Origin of the sequence: Mesorhizobium sp. M4B.F.Ca.ET.089.01.1.1, assembly GCF_004022605.1 — a bacterium.
GTDB lineage: Bacteria > Pseudomonadota > Alphaproteobacteria > Rhizobiales > Rhizobiaceae > Mesorhizobium > Mesorhizobium abyssinicae.
On sequence record NZ_RZOS01000070.1, the window covers coordinates 1 to 19031 of the forward strand.

General features: G+C 62.1%; 21 protein-coding genes. 8 read left to right on the plus strand and 13 right to left on the minus strand.

All coding sequences use genetic code 11. The features are described from left to right. Both waaF and rfaD read right to left on the minus strand, forming a co-directional pair. Positions 1–416, minus strand: a 416-nt coding sequence (waaF, locus tag EN780_RS09875; RefSeq protein ID WP_128273420.1) for a lipopolysaccharide heptosyltransferase II, incomplete at its 3' end; no start/stop codon positions are given. Next, complete coding sequence (gene rfaD, locus EN780_RS09880; RefSeq protein ID WP_128273422.1) at positions 389–1339, minus strand: ADP-glyceromanno-heptose 6-epimerase; 951 nt, start codon at positions 1337–1339, stop codon at positions 389–391. The genes rfaD and waaF, both read right to left, overlap by 28 nt. A 162-nt stretch (positions 1340–1501) precedes the next feature. Here rfaD and EN780_RS09885 point away from each other — a divergent pair, with 162 nt between their 5' ends. The 4 genes from EN780_RS09885 to EN780_RS09900 all read left to right on the plus strand — a co-directional run bounded on the left by EN780_RS09885 (position 1502) and on the right by EN780_RS09900 (position 4995). Further along, positions 1502–2137 (plus strand): LysE family translocator, encoded by a 636-nt coding sequence (locus tag EN780_RS09885; RefSeq protein ID WP_128273424.1) that lies wholly within the window; start codon positions 1502–1504, stop codon positions 2135–2137. A gap of 150 nt (positions 2138–2287) precedes the next feature. Next, positions 2288–3772 (plus strand): D-glycero-beta-D-manno-heptose-7-phosphate kinase, encoded by a 1485-nt coding sequence (gene rfaE1, locus EN780_RS09890; RefSeq protein ID WP_128273426.1) that lies wholly within the window; start codon positions 2288–2290, stop codon positions 3770–3772. A 7-nt stretch (positions 3773–3779) separates the two neighbouring features. Then, entirely contained in the window at positions 3780–4352 is a 573-nt protein-coding gene (locus EN780_RS09895) for an SIS domain-containing protein (RefSeq protein ID WP_128273428.1), read from the plus strand. Further along, positions 4345–4995: an HAD-IIIA family hydrolase gene (locus EN780_RS09900; RefSeq protein WP_128273430.1), complete on the plus strand. Its 651-nt coding sequence runs from the start codon at positions 4345–4347 to the stop codon at positions 4993–4995. Before EN780_RS09895 ends, EN780_RS09900 begins: the two co-directional genes overlap by 8 nt. On the opposite strand, the gene EN780_RS09905 is transcribed toward EN780_RS09900, so the two are convergent. Beyond that, positions 4992–5474, minus strand: a complete 483-nt coding sequence (locus EN780_RS09905; RefSeq protein WP_127286931.1) for an Lrp/AsnC family transcriptional regulator — start codon at positions 5472–5474, stop codon at positions 4992–4994. The genes EN780_RS09900 and EN780_RS09905 overlap by 4 nt on opposite strands. Positions 5475–5719: 245 nt before the next feature. Between EN780_RS09905 and trxB the strand changes: the two genes are divergently transcribed. Together trxB and EN780_RS09915 are read left to right on the plus strand one after the other, a co-directional pair. Then, positions 5720–6694 carry a thioredoxin-disulfide reductase gene (gene trxB, locus EN780_RS09910; RefSeq protein WP_128273432.1) on the plus strand — a complete coding sequence of 325 codons (975 nt, stop codon included), beginning with the start codon at positions 5720–5722 and terminating at the stop codon, positions 6692–6694. A gap of 74 nt (positions 6695–6768) precedes the next feature. Next, complete coding sequence (locus EN780_RS09915) at positions 6769–7665, plus strand: LysR family transcriptional regulator (protein ID WP_127286933.1); 897 nt, start codon at positions 6769–6771, stop codon at positions 7663–7665. Between the two features lie 55 nt (positions 7666–7720). Here EN780_RS09915 and EN780_RS09920 read toward each other — a convergent pair whose 3' ends face one another. From EN780_RS09920 to EN780_RS09930, 3 genes are all read right to left on the minus strand, one after another. Continuing rightward, on the minus strand, positions 7721–8218 hold the full coding sequence (locus EN780_RS09920; protein WP_128273434.1) for an isoprenylcysteine carboxylmethyltransferase family protein: 498 nt from the start codon (positions 8216–8218) through the stop codon (positions 7721–7723). Between the two features lie 682 nt (positions 8219–8900). Continuing rightward, complete coding sequence (locus EN780_RS09925) at positions 8901–10952, minus strand: elongation factor G (protein WP_128273436.1); 2052 nt, start codon at positions 10950–10952, stop codon at positions 8901–8903. Positions 10953–11150: 198 nt separating this feature from the next. Next, positions 11151–12011 (minus strand): alpha/beta hydrolase, encoded by an 861-nt coding sequence (locus tag EN780_RS09930; RefSeq protein ID WP_128273438.1) that lies wholly within the window; start codon positions 12009–12011, stop codon positions 11151–11153. A 147-nt stretch (positions 12012–12158) separates the two neighbouring features. On the opposite strand from EN780_RS09930, the gene EN780_RS09935 reads away from it, so the two are divergent. Next, entirely contained in the window at positions 12159–12710 is a 552-nt protein-coding gene (locus EN780_RS09935; protein WP_127393638.1) for an isoprenylcysteine carboxylmethyltransferase family protein, read from the plus strand. A 134-nt stretch (positions 12711–12844) separates the two neighbouring features. Then, positions 12845–13240: a cupin domain-containing protein gene (locus EN780_RS09940; protein WP_127393639.1), complete on the plus strand. Its 396-nt coding sequence runs from the start codon at positions 12845–12847 to the stop codon at positions 13238–13240. Between the two features lie 139 nt (positions 13241–13379). Here EN780_RS09940 and EN780_RS09945 read toward each other — a convergent pair whose 3' ends face one another. The 7 genes from EN780_RS09945 to EN780_RS39730 form a co-directional block, all read right to left on the minus strand. Further along, entirely contained in the window at positions 13380–14582 is a 1203-nt protein-coding gene (locus EN780_RS09945) for a pyridoxal phosphate-dependent aminotransferase (protein ID WP_128273440.1), read from the minus strand. A gap of 99 nt (positions 14583–14681) precedes the next feature. Continuing rightward, positions 14682–14834: a hypothetical protein gene (locus tag EN780_RS38765; protein ID WP_189556467.1), complete on the minus strand. Its 153-nt coding sequence runs from the start codon at positions 14832–14834 to the stop codon at positions 14682–14684. Positions 14835–15673: 839 nt separating this feature from the next. Next, on the minus strand, positions 15674–17047 hold the full coding sequence (locus EN780_RS09950; protein ID WP_128273442.1) for a hypothetical protein: 1374 nt from the start codon (positions 17045–17047) through the stop codon (positions 15674–15676). Between the two features lie 372 nt (positions 17048–17419). Continuing rightward, complete coding sequence (locus tag EN780_RS09960) at positions 17420–17734, minus strand: hypothetical protein (protein WP_128273444.1); 315 nt, start codon at positions 17732–17734, stop codon at positions 17420–17422. Between the two features lie 376 nt (positions 17735–18110). Continuing rightward, the gene (locus tag EN780_RS09965; protein WP_128273446.1) at positions 18111–18560 is read right to left on the minus strand and encodes a hypothetical protein; all 450 of its coding nucleotides are present in this window, start codon (positions 18558–18560) and stop codon (positions 18111–18113) included. 47 nt (positions 18561–18607) lie between these two features. Next, positions 18608–18778: a hypothetical protein gene (locus EN780_RS38770; RefSeq protein ID WP_189556468.1), complete on the minus strand. Its 171-nt coding sequence runs from the start codon at positions 18776–18778 to the stop codon at positions 18608–18610. Positions 18779–18825: 47 nt separating this feature from the next. Then, positions 18826–19031, minus strand: a 206-nt coding sequence (locus EN780_RS39730; RefSeq protein ID WP_210215033.1) for a hypothetical protein, incomplete at its 5' end; no start/stop codon positions are given.

Genomic DNA, 19031 nt, shown 5'->3' on the forward strand with positions numbered 1-19031 from the left:
AAATAGGTCAGCGCCGTGCGCCGCTTCACCGCGTCGGGCAGCGGCACGATGTCGGTGAGCAGGCCGTAGCGCATTTCCCTGAGGTTGCCGACGCGGCGCGGAATGCGGGCAAAGAACGGGATCAGCGCCGACTTCCAGCTTCCGGGCAGGACGTAGGCCATGTCGTAGCGGCCGCGCAGCAGCCGGCCGAAGCGCCTGCGGATGCGGAACTCGAGCGCGCCCGGCTTCAGCGGGAAATCGATCTGCTGGCGTATCTCGGGCATGCGCTTGACCAGCGGTGCCGCCCAGGCCGGCGCCAGCACGTCGATCGCGGCGTTCGGATATTGCTCCTTCAGCGCCGAGAACAGGCACTGCGCCATGACCATGTCGCCCACCCAACGTGGGCCGATCACGAGGATCGCTGGGCTTTCAGCCATTCGACATAGTCCCTGACACCGGTTTCGACAGTCCGGAATTGGCCATTGTAACCGGCCGCGCGCAAGCGGGACATATCAGCTTGGGTAAAACTCTGGTAGCTGCCCTTGAGGTGGTCGGGGAAGTCGATGAATTCGAGCCTGCCCTTGCCGAGCCTATCGATGACGGTCTCGGCTATGGCGCGAAATGGCTGGGCGCGGCCGGTGCCGCAGTTGAAGATGCCGCTCGAGCCGCGCTTCCAGAGCCACAGATTGACGTCGGCTACGTCGCCGACATGGATGAAGTCGCGGCTCTGCTCGCCGGGTCCGAACCCGTCATAGGCGCCGAACAGCTTCGGGTTTTCGCCGCGCTCGACCTGGTTGAACAGATGGAAGGCGACCGAGGCCATGGCGCCCTTGTGCGCCTCGCGCGGTCCGTAGACGTTGAAATAGCGCAGCCCGGCCACCTGCGAATGATCGGTGTCGAAGACGGTGCGGCGGACATAGTCGTCGAACAGCTTCTTGGAATAGGCATAGACGTTGAGCGGGCGCTCGAACTGCTGTTCCTCGCGGAACTCGCTGCCGCCGCCATAGACCGACGCCGAGGAGGCGTAGAGGAAGGGCACGCGCAAGGCCAGGCAGGCATGCAGGAGCCGCTTCGAATAGGCGTAGTTGACCTCCATCATGTATTTGCCGTTCCACTCGGTGGTGGTCGAGCAGGCGCCCTGGTGGAAGACCGCGTCGACGCGGCCGAGCCCGCCATTCTCCAGGCGTGCGAGGAAATCGTCCTTGTCGAGATAGTCGGCGATATGGAGGTCGGCGAGGTTGGCGATCTTGTGGCCGTCGGTGAGGTCGTCGACGACGAGGATGTCGCTGTGCCCCTCGGCGTTGAGCGCGGCGACGATGTTGGAGCCGATCATACCGGCGCCGCCCGTGACGATGATCATATTTTTGGCCCTGATACTCGTTTCGCTTGCCGATTCCGGCCCTTATAAGGGAGGCGAGTTAGGCTGTCGATAAAGCAGGCGGCTGCGGGCGGATGTCACAGTGAGGCCGCAAAGCTCCGGCTTCAGTCGGTTCGCGCCACCCGCCGGACCGTGAGGGAAAAAATGCCGTCGACCGAACTGCTTATCGCCTTTTTCGCCACCACGGCGATCTTTGCCTACATTCCGGGTCCTGCCATGCTCTATGCGGCGGCGCAGACGATGGCGCGCGGGCGCTGGTCGGGGCTGACGGCAGCGCTCGGCATCCATCTCGGCGGCTATGTGCATGTCCTTGCGGCGGCAGCGGGTCTTTCGGTGCTGTTCCATGCCGTTCCGCCGCTCTACATGGCGGTCAAGCTCATCGGCGCGCTCTATCTGATCTGGCTCGGCGTCTCGCTTTTGCGCGCCAGGACGCAAGGCGGCGACGCGGCACTGCCCGCCATCGAGCGGAAATCGGCCCGCCGCGCCTTTTTCGAGAGCATCACCGTCGAAGTGCTCAATCCCAAGACGGCGATCTTCTTCATGGCGTTCCTGCCGCAATTCATCGATGCCTCGGCGGCATTTCCGGTCTGGCTGCAGTTCGTCATCCTTGGCACCATCGTCAACCTGATGTTCTCCTCCGCCGACATAGCGTGCGTTTTCCTGGCCGGGGCGATGATCGCCCGGCTGCGCCGTTCGAGCCGCGCGCAGCGGCTGATGCAGCGCGCGGGCGGCGCCGTGCTGGTTGGTCTCGGCGTCCATGTCGCCGTGCAGAAGAGCTGAACGGCCGACCGGGGTCTGCGGCGACCCGTTCCCTGGCCGCCGTTGCGCTGGCTCGAATTGCGGTATATCGGCTTCGCCATGAACGACCGGCCAGCCATTTGAACCCCGAACCATCCTCAGAAACGGCTTTTTCCGCGCGTTGCCAGTGACATGATCAATCATCATCTGCCTTCCCCGGAACCTTTGCACCGCGCCATCGCCCGCTTTGGCGGCGTCACCGTGCTGGTGGTCGGCGACTTCATCCTCGACCGTTTCGTCAACGGCGTCATCGAGCGGATCTCGCCGGAGGCGCCCATTCCGGTGCTGCACGGGCGCGGCGAGATGCTGGCGATGGGCGGTGCCGGCAACGTCGTCTCCAACATCGTTTCGCTGGGTGCCGCCGCAATTCCGGTTTCTGTGATCGGCGCCGACAAGGCGGGCGACGATCTGATGCGGATGCTTGGCGAGCTTGGCGCCGAGACATTCGGCCTGTCACAGCAGCGCGACCGCATGACCTCGTCGAAGAGCCGCTTCAGCGCGCTCAACCAGCAGGTGCTGCGTTTCGACGAAGAGGAGGTGAAGCCGCTCAATGCCGGCGAGCGATCGACGCTAGTCGAGCATTTCCGCACGGCCCTTGCGCGCGCCGACATCGTCATCCTGTCCGACTACGGCAAGGGCATGCTGCTCGAGGGCGTCGCCGGCGAGCTGATCGCGATGTGCCGCGAAGCCGAAAAGCCGGTGCTGGTCGACCCGAAGGGCCGCGACTATGCGCGCTACGCCGGTGCGACGGCGGTCACGCCCAACCGCAAGGAACTCGGCGAGGCCGTGGGACGCGCGGTGTTTGCCGACGACGAGATCGTGGCGGCGGCGCGGGACCTGATCTCGGCGCATGGCTTCGACTTCGTCGTGGCGACCCGCAGCGAAAAGGGCATGAGCGTCGTCGAGCCCGACGATGCCCGCCACATCGCCACGCAGGCGCGCGAAGTGTTCGACGTCTCCGGCGCCGGCGACACCGTTATCGCCACCTTCGCGCTCGCGCTTGCGGCGGGCGCCCACCCTGTGCAGGCCGCTACAATCGCCAATGCCGCAGGCGGCGTGGTGGTCGGCAAGCGCGGCACGGCGCGGCTGACGGTCGAGGAACTGACCGGCGCGCTGTTCGGCTCGCACGGACCGGTCACCCACAAGGACGCTATTCTCGATGCCAGCGCGGCAGCCAGGATGGTGGCCGCCTGGAAGGAGGAGGGGCTGACCGTCGGCTTCACCAATGGCTGCTTCGACATCCTGCATGCCGGCCATGTCAGCCTGCTGCACGCGGCGCGCAGCCAGTGCGACCGGTTGGTGCTCGGCCTCAACAGCGATGCTTCGGTGCGCCGGCTGAAGGGCCCGGGACGTCCGGTCAACGACCAGCACGACCGCGCCTGCGTGCTGGCGGCCCTGGCCTCGGTCGACGCCGTCGTCGTCTTCGAGGAAGACACGCCGCTGGCGCTGATCGAAGCCTTGCTGCCCGACATACTGGTCAAGGGCGCCGACTATACGATCGACAAGGTGGTGGGCGCCGACGTGGTGCAGAAGGCGGGCGGCCGCGTGGTGCTGGTCGACCTCGTCGCCGGCAAGAGCACGACCGGGACCATCGGCAGGATGCGCGCTACCAATTGAGGGTTTCATGTCCGCACTGAACGACTATCTGGTCCGCTCGGCGGCCGCGCTTACGGCGACGGTCGAACGCGACCTTACGGCCGAGATGGAACGCGCCGTGAGCACGGTCGTCACCGCACTGTCGCAAGGCAAGGCGCTGCTGATCTGCGGCAATGGCGGCTCGGCCAGCGACGCCATCCATATCGCCGGCGAGCTGGTCGGCCGCTTCCTCAAGGAGCGCAAAGCCTACAATGTCATCGCGCTGCCGGCCAATGCTGCGGTGCTGACCGCCTGGGGTAACGACTACGGTTTCGACACGGTGTTCTCGCGCCAGGTCGAGGCGCATGGCTCGGAAGGCGCGGTGTTGCTCGCCATCTCGACCAGCGGCAATTCGCCGAGCATCCTGGCCGCCGCCGAACAGGCTCGCATGATGGACATGACAGTGATCAGCCTGACCGGCGACACCGGCGGCAAGCTCAAGCCGCTCACCGATATCCTGCTCAACGTGCCGTCGACCTCGACGCCGATCATCCAGCAGGGGCATCTTTGCCTCTACCACTATCTGTGCGAGGCGGTAGAAGCGCGTCTCAGCAATGGCTGAGGGCAGTGCAACCGGTCCGTTGGTCGAGCCAGGCCTGTGGATCGAGCGGATCGGAAGCCGAACCTTTCCAACCGGACTGCCGGCGCTGTTCCTCGACCGCGACGGCACCATCAATGTCGACACCAGCTATCCGAGCGATCCTGCCGATATCGTGCTGCGGCCGGAAATGCTGCCCGTCATCAGAACTGCCAATGTAGTTGGGCTTCCGGCGATCATCGTCTCCAACCAATCGGGCATAGCGCGCGGCTATTTCGGCTGGCCGGATTTTGCGGCGGTCAACGGCAGGGTCCTGCAGCTTCTGAAAGTGGAGAAATGCCAGATCGATCTTGTGCTCGCCTGTGGGTACCATTCGAGCGGCACAGGCATTCTGGCGGTAGGCGACCATCCGACGCGCAAGCCCAATCCTGGCATGCTGCTGCGTGCGCGCGATCTGTTGGACTTGGATTTGGGGCGGTCGATCATTGTTGGCGACAAGGCCGACGATATGGAAGCCGGCCGACGCGCCGGGCTTCGTGATGGTTGGCACGTTGGGAGCAGGTCCAACCGAAAATCCGGCGACGCCGCCTTCGTCACGCATAAGCTAATAACTGGCAACGACCATCGAAGGCTTTGCGATCTTATCGCAGGGCTCGGCAGAGCTTAGGATTTCATCTCGAACGCCACCAGCCCCTCGTCCTTGACGCGGCGAATGGTCAGCGCAGTGCGCACCGTGTCGACATTCGGCGCCGAGGCCAGTTCCTCGATGACGAAGGTCTGGAAGGTGCCGAGGTCGCTTGCCACGCAGTGCAGCAGGAAGTCGGACTCGCCAGAGACCATCCAGGCGTCGCGCACGATCGGCCAGCCGCGCGTGCGCTCGGCGAAGGTTTTGAGCTCGGCGTCGGCCTGGTGATGCAGGCCGATGAGGCAGAAGGCAACGACGTCCATGCCGAGCGCCGGCGCGTTGAGCAGGGCGCGGTAGCCGCGGATGATGCCGGCCTCCTCCAGCCGTCGGACACGGCGCAGGCAGGGCGGCGCCGAAATGCCGACCCGGTTGGACAATTCGACATTGGTCATGCGCCCGTCTTCCTGCAGCTCGCGCAGGATCTTCCAGTCGATGGCGTCGAGATCGGCTTTGAGCGGCATGGTCGGCTTTCGTGCGCGCAAGAATCTTTCGTGATTTTGTAATTAGACTTTCCGATGCATGCCATCCCTCCGTTCGATGATGTTTGAACGGAGGGTGAGAGATATTGGCGGCTATGCCGCAGCAGCTTTCCGGGGACGACTGCCAACCCGCCTTGCTGGCGGCGCGGGCAGCACTTACATTACGGGCGAATTTGGGCGGGATTTCCTTAATCAAGATCCTTGGCTGCCCTCAGCAGAGAGCTTTCATGACCACCAAGCACGCGCCAGTCCTCATCATTGGCTCCGGCCCAGCCGGCTACACGGCGGCGATCTATGCCGCCCGCGCCATGCTGAAACCCATGTTGGTCGCCGGCCTGCAGCAGGGCGGCCAACTGATGATCACCACGGATGTCGAAAACTATCCGGGCTTTGCCGATCCGATCCAGGGTCCGTGGCTGATGGAGCAGATGCTGAAGCAGGCCGAGCATGTCGGCACCGACATCGTTAACGACATCATCACCGAGGTCGACCTCAACGTGCGGCCGTTCCGGGCCAAGGGCGATTCCGGCACCACCTACACCGCCGATGCGCTGATCATCGCCACCGGCGCGCAGGCGAAATGGCTGGGCATTCCCTCCGAGCAGACCTTCATGGGATTTGGCGTCTCGGCCTGCGCCACCTGCGACGGCTTCTTCTATCGCGGCAAGGATGTCGCGGTGGTCGGCGGCGGCAACTCGGCGGTCGAGGAAGCGCTTTACCTCTCCAACCTCGCCAAGAGCGTCACCGTCATTCACCGGCGCGGCGACTTCCGCGCCGAGCGCATCCTGCGCGAGCGGCTGCTCAAGAAGGAGAATGTGCGCGTCATCTGGGACACGGTCGTCGACGAGATCACCGGCCAGCCCGGCAAGGCGCCGTTGCCGCCTTCGGTGGAAGGGCTGGCGCTGCGCAACGTGGCGACCGGCGAGGTGACGCGGCTCAAGGTCGACGGCGTGTTCGTGGCGATCGGCCACGCGCCGGCGGTCGAGCTGTTCGTCGGCAAGCTGAAGCAGAAGCCGAACGGCTATTTGTGGACGGCGCCGGATTCGACCCGCACCGACGTGCCCGGCGTGTTCGCCGCCGGCGACGTCACCGACGACGTCTACCGGCAGGCGGTGACGGCAGCCGGGCTCGGCTGCATGGCCGCGCTTGAGGCGGAAAAATATCTCGCCGGGATCGAGGTGCATCGCGAGGCAGCGGAATAACGAAACGGCTGAGAGAAGCCGTTTAAAAGCCTGATTTTTCATTCAGACGCCAGAAAACGATAAGAGGGGAAATCATGGCGCTGGACTGGGACAAGCTACGCGTGTTTCACGCTGCGGCGGAGGCTGGGTCGTTCACCCATGCCGCCGAGACGCTGCATCTGTCGCAGTCGGCGATCTCGCGGCAGGTCAGCGCGCTGGAGCATGATGTCGGCGTGGCGCTGTTCCATCGCCACGCGCGCGGCCTGGTGCTGACCGAACAGGGCGAGATGCTGTTCCGCACGGCGCATGACGTGCTGATGAAGCTGGAGACGATCAAGTCGCGGCTGGCCGAGGCCAAGGACCGGCCGTCCGGCGTGCTAAGGGTGACGACCACGGTGGGGCTGGGCGCCGGCTGGCTGACCGAACGCGTGCAGGAATTCATCGAGCTCTATCCCGAGATCAGCCTGCAGCTGATCCTCGCCAATGAGGAGCTCGACCTCACCATGCGGCAAGCCGACTGCGCCATCCGGCTGCGCCAGCCGCAGCAGCCGGACCTCATCCAGCGCCGGCTGTTTACGGTGCATTTCCATCTCTACGCGGCGCCCTCCTATATCGCCAAGTTCGGCAAGCCGGCCTCGATCGCCGAGCTCAGGAACCACCGCATCGTCACCTTCGGCGTGCCGGTGCCCTCGCATCTGTCGGAGCTGAACTGGCTGGAGACGGTCGGCGATTTCGAGAACGGGCAAAGAGTGCCGACGCTGCAGATCAACGACATCCTGTCGATCAAGCGCGCGGTGCAGGGCGGCGCCGGCATCGCCATGCTGCCCGACTACGTGATCAACAAGGATTCGGGCCTGATCCAGCTGCTGCCGGAGACGGAAGTGCCGTCCTTCGACACCTATTTCGCTTATCCGGACGCGATGAAGAACCAGGCCAAGCTGCACGTGTTCCGCGATTTCATCATCGCCAAGGCGCGCAGCTGGTCCTTCTAAGGGCGCATCAAAATCTTGCTGAGGCCGGCCTGACCTGAACCTCCGGTTTGTCGGGTCACCCTCGCCACGGCGTCAGCCGCGGCAGCCAGCCGGGGACGGCGCGGCGGTAGGCCTCGTATTCGGCGCCGTATCGGCAGGCAAGCGTCGGTTCCTCGTAGAGCCTGACGAACGAGGCCATGGCCGCGCCGACGATGGCGCCGTAGACGACGAGCGCCCAGCTCGAGAACAACAGCGCCTGGCCGAGGATGATCGACAGCACAGCGACGTACATCGGGTTGCGCACATGGCGGTAGATACCGCCGACGACCAGCCGTTCGGTCGGGGCCACCGGGGCCGGCGTGCCACGGCCCTCGAGCGCGAAGCGGGCGAAGGCGTGCAGCAGCATGGCTGCCGCTCCCACAACCAGCACCCAGCCGACAGGGGCGAAGCCAGACACCGTCGACAGCGGCAGCCGGTAGCGGTCCGTCAGCAGAAACGGCGCCAGCCCGGCGACGACGCCGGGCGCCACGACCAGGAACAGCGCGCTGCCGGCGATTGCCGAAAATCTGCGCATCAGCCACCCTTGCCGTAAAAATGGACTTGGGCTGCTCGAATCCACATCATTCGGCGGCGTTCGCATTTTCCCAATTGAATCGACCCCGATGCAGACCTCGGCAATGATTTCGACCCTGTAGCGTGCTGGATTCCGTCGATTTTTCTGGTCCTATCGAGCCTTGGAATAGGTTGGACCACAGCCTCCGTCTTTTTGCATGCGTGTGTTGCAAAATAGATGCTTGTTTCTTGGGCATGATGAGCACATATATAGATCATCTCCTGGGCGCGTTCTCCTCCCATTAGCGCCCTCGAGTGTTCCCCTCTGGAGGTTAGCCTTAACAGGCACTTCCAATCAAACTCAGCCGGATCTTTACTGATCCGGCTTTTTTGTTGCCCGCTGGGCAATGAGGGCGCGGAAAATCGATCGGCAATGCCACGTAACAGTGACATGTAACCTCTGGTAACATGGCGCAGACACACGCTATCGACTAAGCAGACCATAGGACGCGGTTTGGTCGGTTCGGGAGATGGGGGCATCACTCGGACGGACCGGGCTCAGGCGGCTACCGCGTCCGAACCTTTCTTCCGTCGGCTACAGGGCGGACACATGCGGCGGACCTGCCGTTTGCCTCCCAGGAAGACGGTCCGCGATAAACGGCGTCCGGATCATCCGGGCGCCGTTTTCGCATTGGCGGATCGGCTCAGGCAGCCTTGCCGTTGGCGTTCATCGCCTCGTCCGCCAGCCGGCCGGTCAGCTCGGCCATGTGGTCGAAGGCGGCCCGGTAGCTGGCGACGCCGGCCGTCGCCGAGCGCAGCTCGATGATCAGGTCGCCGATCTCCGCCTGCGGCATGGTCGCCTCGACCACATCCCATCCCGGCCAGTCGGGCCGCGCGTCATAACCGAGGATCTGGCCGCGCCGCTGCGGGATCAGGGCGATGATCCTCGACGTCGCGTCCGACGGCGTGACGATCTCGACCTTCATCACCGGCTCAAGCAACACCGGCGAGCAGGCAGCCATGCCTTCCTTCATCGCCAGCTTGGCCGCCATCTGGAAGGCCATGTCGGAGGAATCGACGGCATGGTAGGACCCGTCCGAGAGATTGACCGCGACATCGACCACGGGGAAGCCGAGCGGGCCGGATTTCAGATAGTCGCGTATGCCGGTCTCCACGGACTGGATGTAGGTCTTCGGCACCACGCCGCCGGTGATGGTGTCGGTGAACTGGAAGCCGGAGCCGCGCGGCAGCGGCTTGATCTCGACCACCACGTCGCCGAACTGGCCGTGGCCGCCGGACTGCTTCTTGTGGCGACCGCGCTGCTGCGCCGATTTGCGGATCGTTTCGCGGTAAGGCACGGCGGGGTTGTGACCCTCTACCGGGATCTGGTTCTTGCCCTCGAGCCGCTCGCGCACGACCCGCAGGTGCATCTCACCATGCCCCGACAGCACGGTTTCGGCGGAGTCCTGGTTGTGGCGCAGGCTGAGCGAGGGATCCTCCTCGGCAAGGCGCTGGATGGCGGCCGACATCTTGACCTCGTCCTTGCGCTCCTTCGGCCGCAGCGCGAAGGCGAACACCGGCTGCGGCGGCTCCAGCGTGACCAGCGGACTGATGCCGCCCTTGGCGGAGCTCAGCGTCTGGCCGGTCTTGACAATGTCGAGCTTGCCGAGCGCGACGGTGTCGCCGGCCTTGGCGGAGGCGAGCTTCAGCTGGTCCTTGCCAAGCATCTTGTAGATGCCGGAGACCTTGGCGGTTTCGCCGTTCGACAGGTAAAGCTCTGCGGCGTCCGCGAGCTGTCCGGAGAGCACGCGCGATACCGACAGCTTGCCGCCATGGGCGGTGTGGATGGTCTTCATCACCTGGACAACGGTCTGGTTGCCGTCGGGCGCGCCAAGGCGCTTGCGGGTCGCCTCGATGTCGGGCGCGTCATGGCGGATCGCCTTCAGGAGACGCAGCACGCCATTGCCCTTCTCGGCGGTGCCGATCAGCACCGGCGTAACCGCGCCGGCGCGAAGATCGGCGGCAAGGTCGTCGAAGATCGCATCCTTCGGCGGTTCGATCTCCTCGAGCAGCTGCTCCATCAACTGGTCGTCATGGTCGGCGAGCGTCTCCAGCATGGAGAAGCGGGCCTCCAGCTCGCGAGCCTTGTCGTCACCCGGTATGTCGGCGACCTGGCTCTCGGCATACTCGCGGTAGACGTAGGCGCGCTCCAGCGCGAGATCGATCGAGCCGATGACGACACCGTCCTTGCGCAGCGGAATCTGGCGCAGCAGCAGCGGCACCGAACTTGCCGGCTGCAGCATCTTCAGCGTGTCGCGCACGCCGGCGACCGCCTTGTCGACCTTGTTCAGGAACAGGATGCGCGGCACGCCGAGATCGTCGAGCTTGCGCATGATGAGCTGAAGCGCGGGGATCTTCTTCTCGTCGGCTTCGGCAACGACGACAGCGGCATCGCAGGCGGCGAGCACCGGTTCGGCCTCGAAGGCGAACTCGATAGAGCCGGGACAATCGACGAAGGTGAGCTGCTCGCCCATGAATTCCGTGGTCGCGAAGGTCGCCTCGACGCTCATGGCGTGGGCGCGGGCCTCGGCTGAATGATCGGAAACGGTGCTGCCTGATGAAACGGGATTCTGGCGGGGGATGGCGCCCGTGCGGGCCAGTATTGCTTCGAGAAGTGTCGTCTTACCGCTTGCGAAGGGACCGACTATGGCAATGCATTTCGGTCCCGTGCGTCGTCCTCCGGCGCGAGTACCCATGGCTGACCTCCACTCAGGCGTTTCCCTGGGAGCGGCGGCCGGCCTGTTCGGCCGTCGCGGGCGGGGCTTCTTTTCAATCGCCACCTGCCCAAGGGCATCGTCCCACGGGTTTGCGGGGAGGGCAAGGAAAATAGGAAATTCGCCGGCTTTGCGTCGTCAGGCGCTCAGCGCCAGCGCCATGCCAGCTATACGGTGGCGTCAACCAGCTCGGCGCCGGGCCGGCAGGGCAGTATCGGCCTCCCGCGCCGCAACCGTTTCGGCAAAGCGCGACAGCATCGGATTGAACAGATCCGGTCGCTCCCAGAAGGGTGCGTGTCCGGCGCCCGGGACGACGTGGCATTGCTCCCAGAGCGAACCATGGTCCAGCGTGTCGAAGTAGTTGAGCCGGATGAAGGGGTCGTTCTCGCCATTGACGATCGCCACCGGAAAGGCGGCCTGCTCGACGACCTGCTTCTGGTCGGCGCCCTTGCCGGCCATCATCGAGCGCGTCACCACGGCGCGCAGCCGGCCATCCGTGCGCAGGATGGCTTCGCGGAACGACGGGTCGGCGCTGTCGCCGAAGCACAGTGTTTCGAAGCGTTCGGCGTCGCGTTCGGAATAGATCTTCTTCGAAGCCAGCAGCATGTCCCAGTTGGCGTGGAAGCCGCGCAGCATGCCGAAGAAGCCTTTCGACACCGGTGGCGCGCCGGTCAGCATCAGTCCTTGGACGGCCGGATGGAAGCTTGCCAGCTCGATCGCGACATGGCCGCCGAGCGACCAGCCATAGACGATGGCGCGGTCGATGCTCAGATCGTCGAGGAGGTGGCCGGCGGCTCGCGCCAGGCCGGTGAGGGTGTAGTCCGCCATCGGGTCGGCGGCGTCCGACGACTGGCCATGACCCGGGAGATCGAAAGCGACCAGCCGGTGGGCATCGGCGAGCGGGCTGTCGAACTGGCGGGCGAAGACGGCGCGCGAGGCGCCGGAACCATGGATCATCACGATGGGCATGCCGGGGCCTGCCGACTCGCTGACGCGCAAATCGGCCTGCGGGGTGCGGATCGTATGCTCGGCGACGGCCATGATGCATTGAACCTCAGGATTGCGTGACGTCCAGCATCGCATGCCCTGGGTCTACACGGGCTTTAGGTTTCTGGTTAAGGAAGGATTAATCCGCGGCGACCGGCTATAGTGCCTGCGAATCTTCGGCGTTGGCTTGGAAATTTGACGATGGAACGTGGGCTCGACCTTCTTGTCTCGATCATCGGCATCGCCACGGTCGGCCAATATCTGTGGTCGATGCGCGCCCATTTCCAATCGTCGGGCATGTCCTCGGGTGCGAAGATAATTTCGGTCGTCGTGGCCGCGACAGCGCTGTTTTTCCTGGCGATCATCTGGATCCTGCCGCAGCCGCCATTGGCCAAGATCGTCGGGCTGGCGATCCAGTTGGTGAGCTCCGCGCTGTTCTGGTGGGCGATTTCGAGGTCGCGCAAGGCGCGGCTACGCTTTGTCTTCGACGCCGACAATCCGCATGGCTTGGTGACCGACGGACCGTTCTCCTACATCCGCCACCCATTCTACACCTCCTACATCATCTTCTGGGCCGGTTGGGGTATCGCGACCTGGTCGATCTGGGCGGTGGTGCCCGTTGCCGGGATCTTCGTGCTCTACCTGATCGCGGCGCTGGACGAAGAGAAGAAATTTTCGCGCACCGATCTGGCCGGTGCCTATGAGGCCCATCGAAAGCAAGCGGGCCTGTTCTGGCCGCGGCTGCGATGGTGACACGTTTCGCCGCGTCGGGCCGCCCGGGAAGCCGTTGCGCCGCGAGCGGCATCGGAGGAAACTGCCGCCACGATGGCGGGCCGTAGCGCGACGGTTGCCGCCACGGATATGACATCAGTTCGAGGATCGAGACGATGAAGATCATTGCCTGCGGCAGCGTGCCGACCATCATGGCGCCGGAGAAATATTTCACCGGCCGGGTGCTGCAGACCCCGATCATCGAAAAGGAAGCGCCGGCGCGGCTCAGGGCAACCCTGGTCAGCTTCGAGCCGGGCGCGCGCACCAACTGGCACACGCATCCGCTTGGCCAGACGCTCTATGTCACTTCGGGCGCCGGCCGTGCCCAGACCTGGGGCGGGCCGATCCAGGAGATCAGGGCCGGCGACGTCATCTCGTTCGCGCCCGGCGAAAAGCACTGGCATGGCGCCGGCGCGAATACGGCGATGACGCATGTCGCCATGCAGGAAGCGCTCGACGGTGTCCATGCGGACTGGCTGGAGAAGGTCAGCGACGAGCAGTATGGCGGCTAGAGCCTTTGTTTTTGCGCAATTCCGGACGAAAGGCTACGGCGAAGTCGCCGAGCCTGCCGCTACGCACTTTTCCTGGAATTGCTCGGCGACCCAAGAAAAACCCGGCCTGGAGCCGGGTTTTCTTTTGGCGGCGACCTGATCAGGTGAGGGAGGCGGTGAAGCGCTGGATGCGCGTGGAGGCCTCTTCCAGAAGCGTCTCCGAGGTGGCGTAGGAGATGCGGAAGTTCGGGCCAAGGCCGAAGGCCGAGCCGAACACAACCGCCACGCCTTCGGCCTCGAGCAGTTCCGAGCAGAAGGTCTCGTCGCTGTCGATCACCTTGCCGGCTTTCGTCTTCCTGCCGATCAGCCCGGCGCAGGACGGGTAGACGTAGAAAGCGCCTTCCGGCGAGGGGCAGGAGATGCCGCGCGCCTGGTTGAGCATCGAGACGACCAGGTCGCGCCTGCCCTGGAAGATTGCCTTGTTCTTGGCAATGAAGTCCTGCGGGCCGTTCAGCGCCTCGACGGAAGCCCATTGCGCGATGGTGCAGGCGCCGGAGGTCTGCTGGCCCTGGATCATGTCCATGGCCTTGATCAGCGGCACGGGGCCGGCGGCGTAGCCGATGCGCCAGCCGGTCATGGCATAGGCCTTCGAGACGCCGTTCATGGTCAGCGTGCGCTCGTAGAGCTTCGGCTCGACCTCGGCGATGGTCCTGAAGACGAAATCGCCATAGGTGAGGTGCTCATACATGTCGTCGGTCAGCGTCCAGACATGCGGTTGCTTGAGCAGCACGTCGGCCAGCGCCCGAAGCTCGGCTTCCGTGTAGGCGGCGCCGGACGGGTTGGACGGCGAGTTCATCAAGAGCCATTTGGTGCGCGGCGTGATCGCCCTTTCCAGTACCGCCGGCGTCAGCTTGAAGCCGTTGTCGATCGAGGTGTCGGCAAACACCGAGCTGCCGCCGCAGATCGCCACCATCTCGGGATAGCTCACCCAGTAGGGGCGCGGGATGATCACCTCGTCGCCGGGGTTCAGCGTTGCCATGAAGGCGTTGAACAGGATCTGCTTGCCGCCGGTGCCGACGATGGTCTGCTCGGGCCGGTAGTCGAGATTGTTCTCGCGCTTGAATTTTTTCGCGATCGCCTCGCGCAGCGGCGCGATGCCGGACACGGGCGGATACTTGGTTTCGCCACGGCGGATCGCGTCGATCGCCGCGTTCTTGATGTTGTCGGGCGTATCGAAGTCCGGCTCGCCGGCGCCGAGGCCGATGATGTCCCGGCCGGCGTTTTTCAGCTCGCGCGCTTTCTGCGTCACCGCGATGGTCGCGGAAGGCTTCACGCGGGAAAGGGCGTCGGCAAGAAAGGCCATGACCTGATATCTCCAAGGGGCGTCGCGGCCAGGAGCGGCCGCGGCGCCTCTCTTGTCGCAACATCCGGCCAAGCGCAAGCGCTGTCGCATGAGCCAGGGTCAAGCCGCCGTGACCGGCATCGCCTCGGCAACAATAAATTCATCAACGGCCGCTAAAACCCCTGATGGCAGGATCATAAGCCAATTCCGCCAGTCTTGCGGAGCGAGGAACCCTTGTCGCGTAGTATCGGGCTCGCCCACATCATCCGTCATGATCGCTCGTCAACTCGCTCAACGGACCTTCGGCCCTAGACGGCATGGTCGGAACCTCCGGTTCCTCAACGACCTGCGGTCTTATGTGGGCTGGCCTCGCTGCGATCTAATTCAGCCGATAGAAGGATAGAAAACAGCCAGCAACATCAATGGCTTACGTTCCATAGCGACCCCCGCCGGGGTGGGGTGCAAGGGGGTCGGCCCCCCGGTCATACGGTAGGTATGGCCCCTCGAAAATTTCTCCAAGAAATTCTGAAGGTCGCGTTCTAACCGGACGAGACGCGGAGGCTAGAGACACGTTGGCTGTCACACTCGTTGTGACCGTATTGTGACCCGATGACGAGAAGCTCTAGTCGAACAGGCAATCTTTGCGAGAAGATGGACCTATTAGCCAAGGACCTTCGGGGCTACAGCAGATGCAGCCTAATCCACCTGACGTAGCGGTCACATTACTCCCGTTGATAATCATCTACGGCATAATTTCGACTGCTGCCCTTTGGAGACGCAAAGGCGAGGAAAACCGATCCATTGGATTCAGACGATGGAAGAGGATGAACATTTTCCTCTTCGGAGCTATCGGCTTGGGATTCCTCTCTCTCTGGCTCAGAGACAACGGGCTTACGAGATGAGGACGCCTCTTGGAGGAATCGATAGGTAGCATAGGTCTAGTCGCCTCTTGCGAGGCTCGCTTAAAGAAAAAGGGAGTGTCCCCTAAGATATCATTTTCTTTTAGGCGAGGGCGAAGCATGAGCCCGACTATCCTAAGTTTTTTCTAGTGTATCTAAGATATCTTTCTTTAAACAACATGGGGTTAAACCCATTGATTTCGTTAAGAAATTTTATCCAACAGGACGCGACTCGTGTCCTGCACTTACGGAATCATCGAAATTGCGAGTCTTTTTGTAGTAATCAGCATCCGATTTAGTCACACGATTTCTGTTCTTCGAGTTGTCCTCCCCGTTTAGATAATCCTCCAGAATGGACCTCATTCGGAAGCTCGGAAGGTACACGGTGATTTTCTCTCCCCGTCTGACACGGGATCGATAAATCCACTGAATTAACTCTGTCAGCGCGTATTGATCCTGCTCGACACCATGACGGCCAGTGCCAAGCCAGCGGTTTATGTAGTGGTTTATGTTTTGATCGTAGAGATACACGAGTGTTGATTTCTCAATGTAGTCGTTGGTCCCACGAGTGGTGTTCGCAAGCCATGTGACCCCGTCGAATAGCCGCGACCCGGAGGCAAACGGTCCAGGCTTTGGCTTCATACCCTTCTTGACCTGATCGTCATCCAATCCGTTGAGAAACCAATTCCGTTTGGCGCAAGTCACAAGAACGCAAGAGAGATCATCCCCGAGATCATAGCGACGGATACCCCTAAGCGCGTTCGAAACCCTCTTGCCCACAGCCTTGCCGTCCATCTGTCCGGTGAAAGACAACCTAACCCCGTGGAGCGAGGGAATCTTTTCGAGAGTGATCAACTCCCGCGCTTTCTTCCGAAAGGCTTCATTCGCTTCGGGGTCTTCGTCATGGCTGTACCCGATTCCGAGTTTCCTCAGATAAGCCAAGAGCATCGATCCTTCCGCCATAAAGGTATAGATGGTCAATGATCGGCCTGAACGGAGAAGGATTTCCGGCAGCGTCCACATGAAGAATACGCCTTCTACGAAATAGAGCGTTCCAGCACACGCGGGACCGAAGAATTTTTCCTTCAGTGTATCGTTGACCTCTCCGGCGTTGTCTCGCCACTTGTTGGTGGCATCCACGCGGCCCGTCTCAGGATCGACGGTGACATACTCCCTGCCCAGATAGAATTCGATGAATGACCTTAGGGTCAGACCCTCGATGCCGCGACAGACCTCAGGGACTTCATCGATGATGATTTCGTATCCGTCGAGAAGACCCTGCCCCGCGAGTATCGCTATGTCTTCATAAAGCGCGTGTGTCGTCGCGACATTTCTCCCCGATGCCAAAAGCTCTCGGAGGCTTTCCCGCTTCGTTTTATATTCCCCCGTGCTGTCGGGTTGATCGAACTCGACTTCCGATCGCTCAATGATCCTATCGACCTCGCCTAACAGCGGTGTAACGACAAGATAGCGCCTGTCAGTTCGAAAGGACTTTATCATTTCGCTTGTCTTGCCGAAGCCGCACGGCCTATCAATTATGTAAACTGGATCGTCACGCAGAAATAAACTTTTGAATATATCACTCATTGATTGTTCTTAGTCTCCTTTCTCTTCGCCATTCGATAAATCGTCCCGGCTGTCACCCCGGCACTTTTGAAATATCGATCCCACATATATCGCTGTCTCTTGGGATCGTAGTTACCTCGCCTTGTCGTCTGAGACCATTCGTCCCAAAGGTCGAAGCCCTCCTGTGATCCGCCCGAAGCGTCAAACAATGCTGCTCCGACCTTGAACCATTCAGGCTGGTTATCTGCCGGGATGTGGGACAGGGCTTCCCTCAGTCGGACAGGATTCCAATCGGAACTCTTATGCGACCCCCGTCCTTTCGTTCGCCGCCCTTCCGATGGTTCTGGGGTGTAATTCTCAATTCCCAATGTCTTCGCCATGTCGGCAAAGCTGTTAATCGGCAACGTCGTTTCCCTCCTTTCTCCTAAGTTGATCGGGTTTCAGCCAATAACCCACGGGACTTTCGATATTACTCTCCGACCCTACCGGACTCACTAAAGATGGCGTTAACAGATCATTTTTTCCGTCCCGACAAATCGCCATCACCCGGTTAAAGGCACCGGGATCGACCTTGCCGAACCGATGACGATGGGTGTTCCAAAGGATGCCCGCTGACTCATGGCTGGCAAACTCACGGCCATTCCGCAGGAGGACAAAGAGGCCGCCCCGAAAGGCGACCCCCCATGCCTTGTTGATACCGGCAATCATGCGACTGCCTCGACTTCTAGAATGCCCCTGTTTTGGTGGTGGTGGTGCCCTTCCAGAGCGTTCGAGGGTGTCCGACGATGTAGGACAGCGGGAAGATCAAACGATCGATATTTGACCCTCTTCGCCACCTTGGTTTGCTCATCGGTCACGTCATGGTCTGCCCAATAGGAAAGGCTGTGATCCTGCTTGAAGACAGGGACCCCGTTCCGCTCCACCCTGACGGGGGTATCGGGAGACAAACCTAGCTCATCACGAATGGCACGACAGAGCGGGCCTAGTGGGTCCTTATACGTCCGGTGCCCGGTATCGAAGGCCAAACCGCTTGCACGATGAACTGCCCTGTAGCTGCCAGTCAGTTCAACTGTGATGCTCTCACTCATATCGAGGCAAACATCTGGTCGAAAGAGACCGGCTCGACAGCCTTCCGCTTAGGTTGCTTCGGCTTGACGATGATAGGAACCCGCTTCCGGTATCTCGGTTTGTAGGTTCCTTCCGCTAGTGCCAGGGCCTTACGGCGTTCAAAGTCGGTAGCCGCTTCGATCAACAAAGCCCTGTCGTGACGAGTGCTCCCGCCATGGGACTGAAGACCAAGATTGGACCGCCTGAGGTCAAGCTCATTGCCATTCAGGAAGACGACCCGCTGCCCCGGAAGAGCATCGACGATCACCCGACCAATTAGGACTTCAAGCTTGCCCGGTGCACATGCGCCGACCTGTCCGCCCCGAAGGAGCCAATTACGGCTGACCTTGTGGGCTACCAGCCAGTTCCAATCGTCGTGATCGACAGTGGCTTCAAGGGTGCCATCCCTGCCAATCGGGACGTGCACAATGAAACCATCCTGCCTGCCCCCTGTAAGCCGAACATCACGGGGCCTCAAAGCGAGACCCCCAGATCAGCCAGCATACGCTTTGCAGCTTCGTCATGATCGAGACCCTTAGCGACCTCATCGACGAACTGAGTCACTCGCATTTTGATAAGTTCTGACTTGGCCTCTTGGTTGAGCCTGTAATCGTTGGCCCATTCACGACGCGCGGCTTCAGCCATGGCTTCACCCTGTCGGCGCTGGTCTTCAAGGCTTGTGCGATTAGTCATCATTCACCCCGACGAGACAAACCTGACTGACGGGCATAGATCGATGACTTCTTTGCCTCTTCCTGCCTTTCAGTGGGGGTCTCATCAATCGTCCGGTCTACGGTACCGGCTTGCATTCCCCGGCGTTCAAGGACCCTGATGGCTACGAGTTCGGCAAACTCAGAGTTGGTCACGTTGTCGAGGGCGTCGGCAGTATCGTTCACCC

Excerpts from the sequence above, each read along its gene's own strand:
- EN780_RS09900 (WP_128273430.1), top strand. The coding sequence starts at position 4,345 with ATGGCTGAGGGCAGTGCAACCGGTCCGTTGGTCGAGCCAGGCCTGTGG.
- EN780_RS38770 (WP_189556468.1), bottom strand. The coding sequence starts at position 18,778 with ATGGCTGAAGCCGCGCGTCGTGAATGGGCCAACGATTACAGGCTCAAC.
- EN780_RS09940 (WP_127393639.1), top strand. The coding sequence starts at position 12,845 with ATGAAGATCATTGCCTGCGGCAGCGTGCCGACCATCATGGCGCCGGAG.
- EN780_RS09915 (WP_127286933.1), top strand. The coding sequence starts at position 6,769 with ATGGCGCTGGACTGGGACAAGCTACGCGTGTTTCACGCTGCGGCGGAG.
- rfaE1 (WP_128273426.1), top strand. The coding sequence starts at position 2,288 with ATGATCAATCATCATCTGCCTTCCCCGGAACCTTTGCACCGCGCCATC.
- EN780_RS09885 (WP_128273424.1), top strand. The coding sequence starts at position 1,502 with ATGCCGTCGACCGAACTGCTTATCGCCTTTTTCGCCACCACGGCGATC.
- EN780_RS09920 (WP_128273434.1), bottom strand. The coding sequence starts at position 8,218 with ATGCGCAGATTTTCGGCAATCGCCGGCAGCGCGCTGTTCCTGGTCGTG.
- rfaD (WP_128273422.1), bottom strand. The coding sequence starts at position 1,339 with ATGATCATCGTCACGGGCGGCGCCGGTATGATCGGCTCCAACATCGTC.
- EN780_RS09905 (WP_127286931.1), bottom strand. The coding sequence starts at position 5,474 with ATGCCGCTCAAAGCCGATCTCGACGCCATCGACTGGAAGATCCTGCGC.
- EN780_RS09895 (WP_128273428.1), top strand. The coding sequence starts at position 3,780 with ATGTCCGCACTGAACGACTATCTGGTCCGCTCGGCGGCCGCGCTTACG.
- EN780_RS38765 (WP_189556467.1), bottom strand. The coding sequence starts at position 14,834 with ATGACGGATGATGTGGGCGAGCCCGATACTACGCGACAAGGGTTCCTC.
- EN780_RS09930 (WP_128273438.1), bottom strand. The coding sequence starts at position 12,011 with ATGGCCGTCGCCGAGCATACGATCCGCACCCCGCAGGCCGATTTGCGC.
- EN780_RS09935 (WP_127393638.1), top strand. The coding sequence starts at position 12,159 with ATGGAACGTGGGCTCGACCTTCTTGTCTCGATCATCGGCATCGCCACG.
- EN780_RS09960 (WP_128273444.1), bottom strand. The coding sequence starts at position 17,734 with ATGATTGCCGGTATCAACAAGGCATGGGGGGTCGCCTTTCGGGGCGGC.
- EN780_RS09945 (WP_128273440.1), bottom strand. The coding sequence starts at position 14,582 with ATGGCCTTTCTTGCCGACGCCCTTTCCCGCGTGAAGCCTTCCGCGACC.
- EN780_RS09950 (WP_128273442.1), bottom strand. The coding sequence starts at position 17,047 with ATGAGTGATATATTCAAAAGTTTATTTCTGCGTGACGATCCAGTTTAC.
- EN780_RS09925 (WP_128273436.1), bottom strand. The coding sequence starts at position 10,952 with ATGGGTACTCGCGCCGGAGGACGACGCACGGGACCGAAATGCATTGCC.
- trxB (WP_128273432.1), top strand. The coding sequence starts at position 5,720 with ATGACCACCAAGCACGCGCCAGTCCTCATCATTGGCTCCGGCCCAGCC.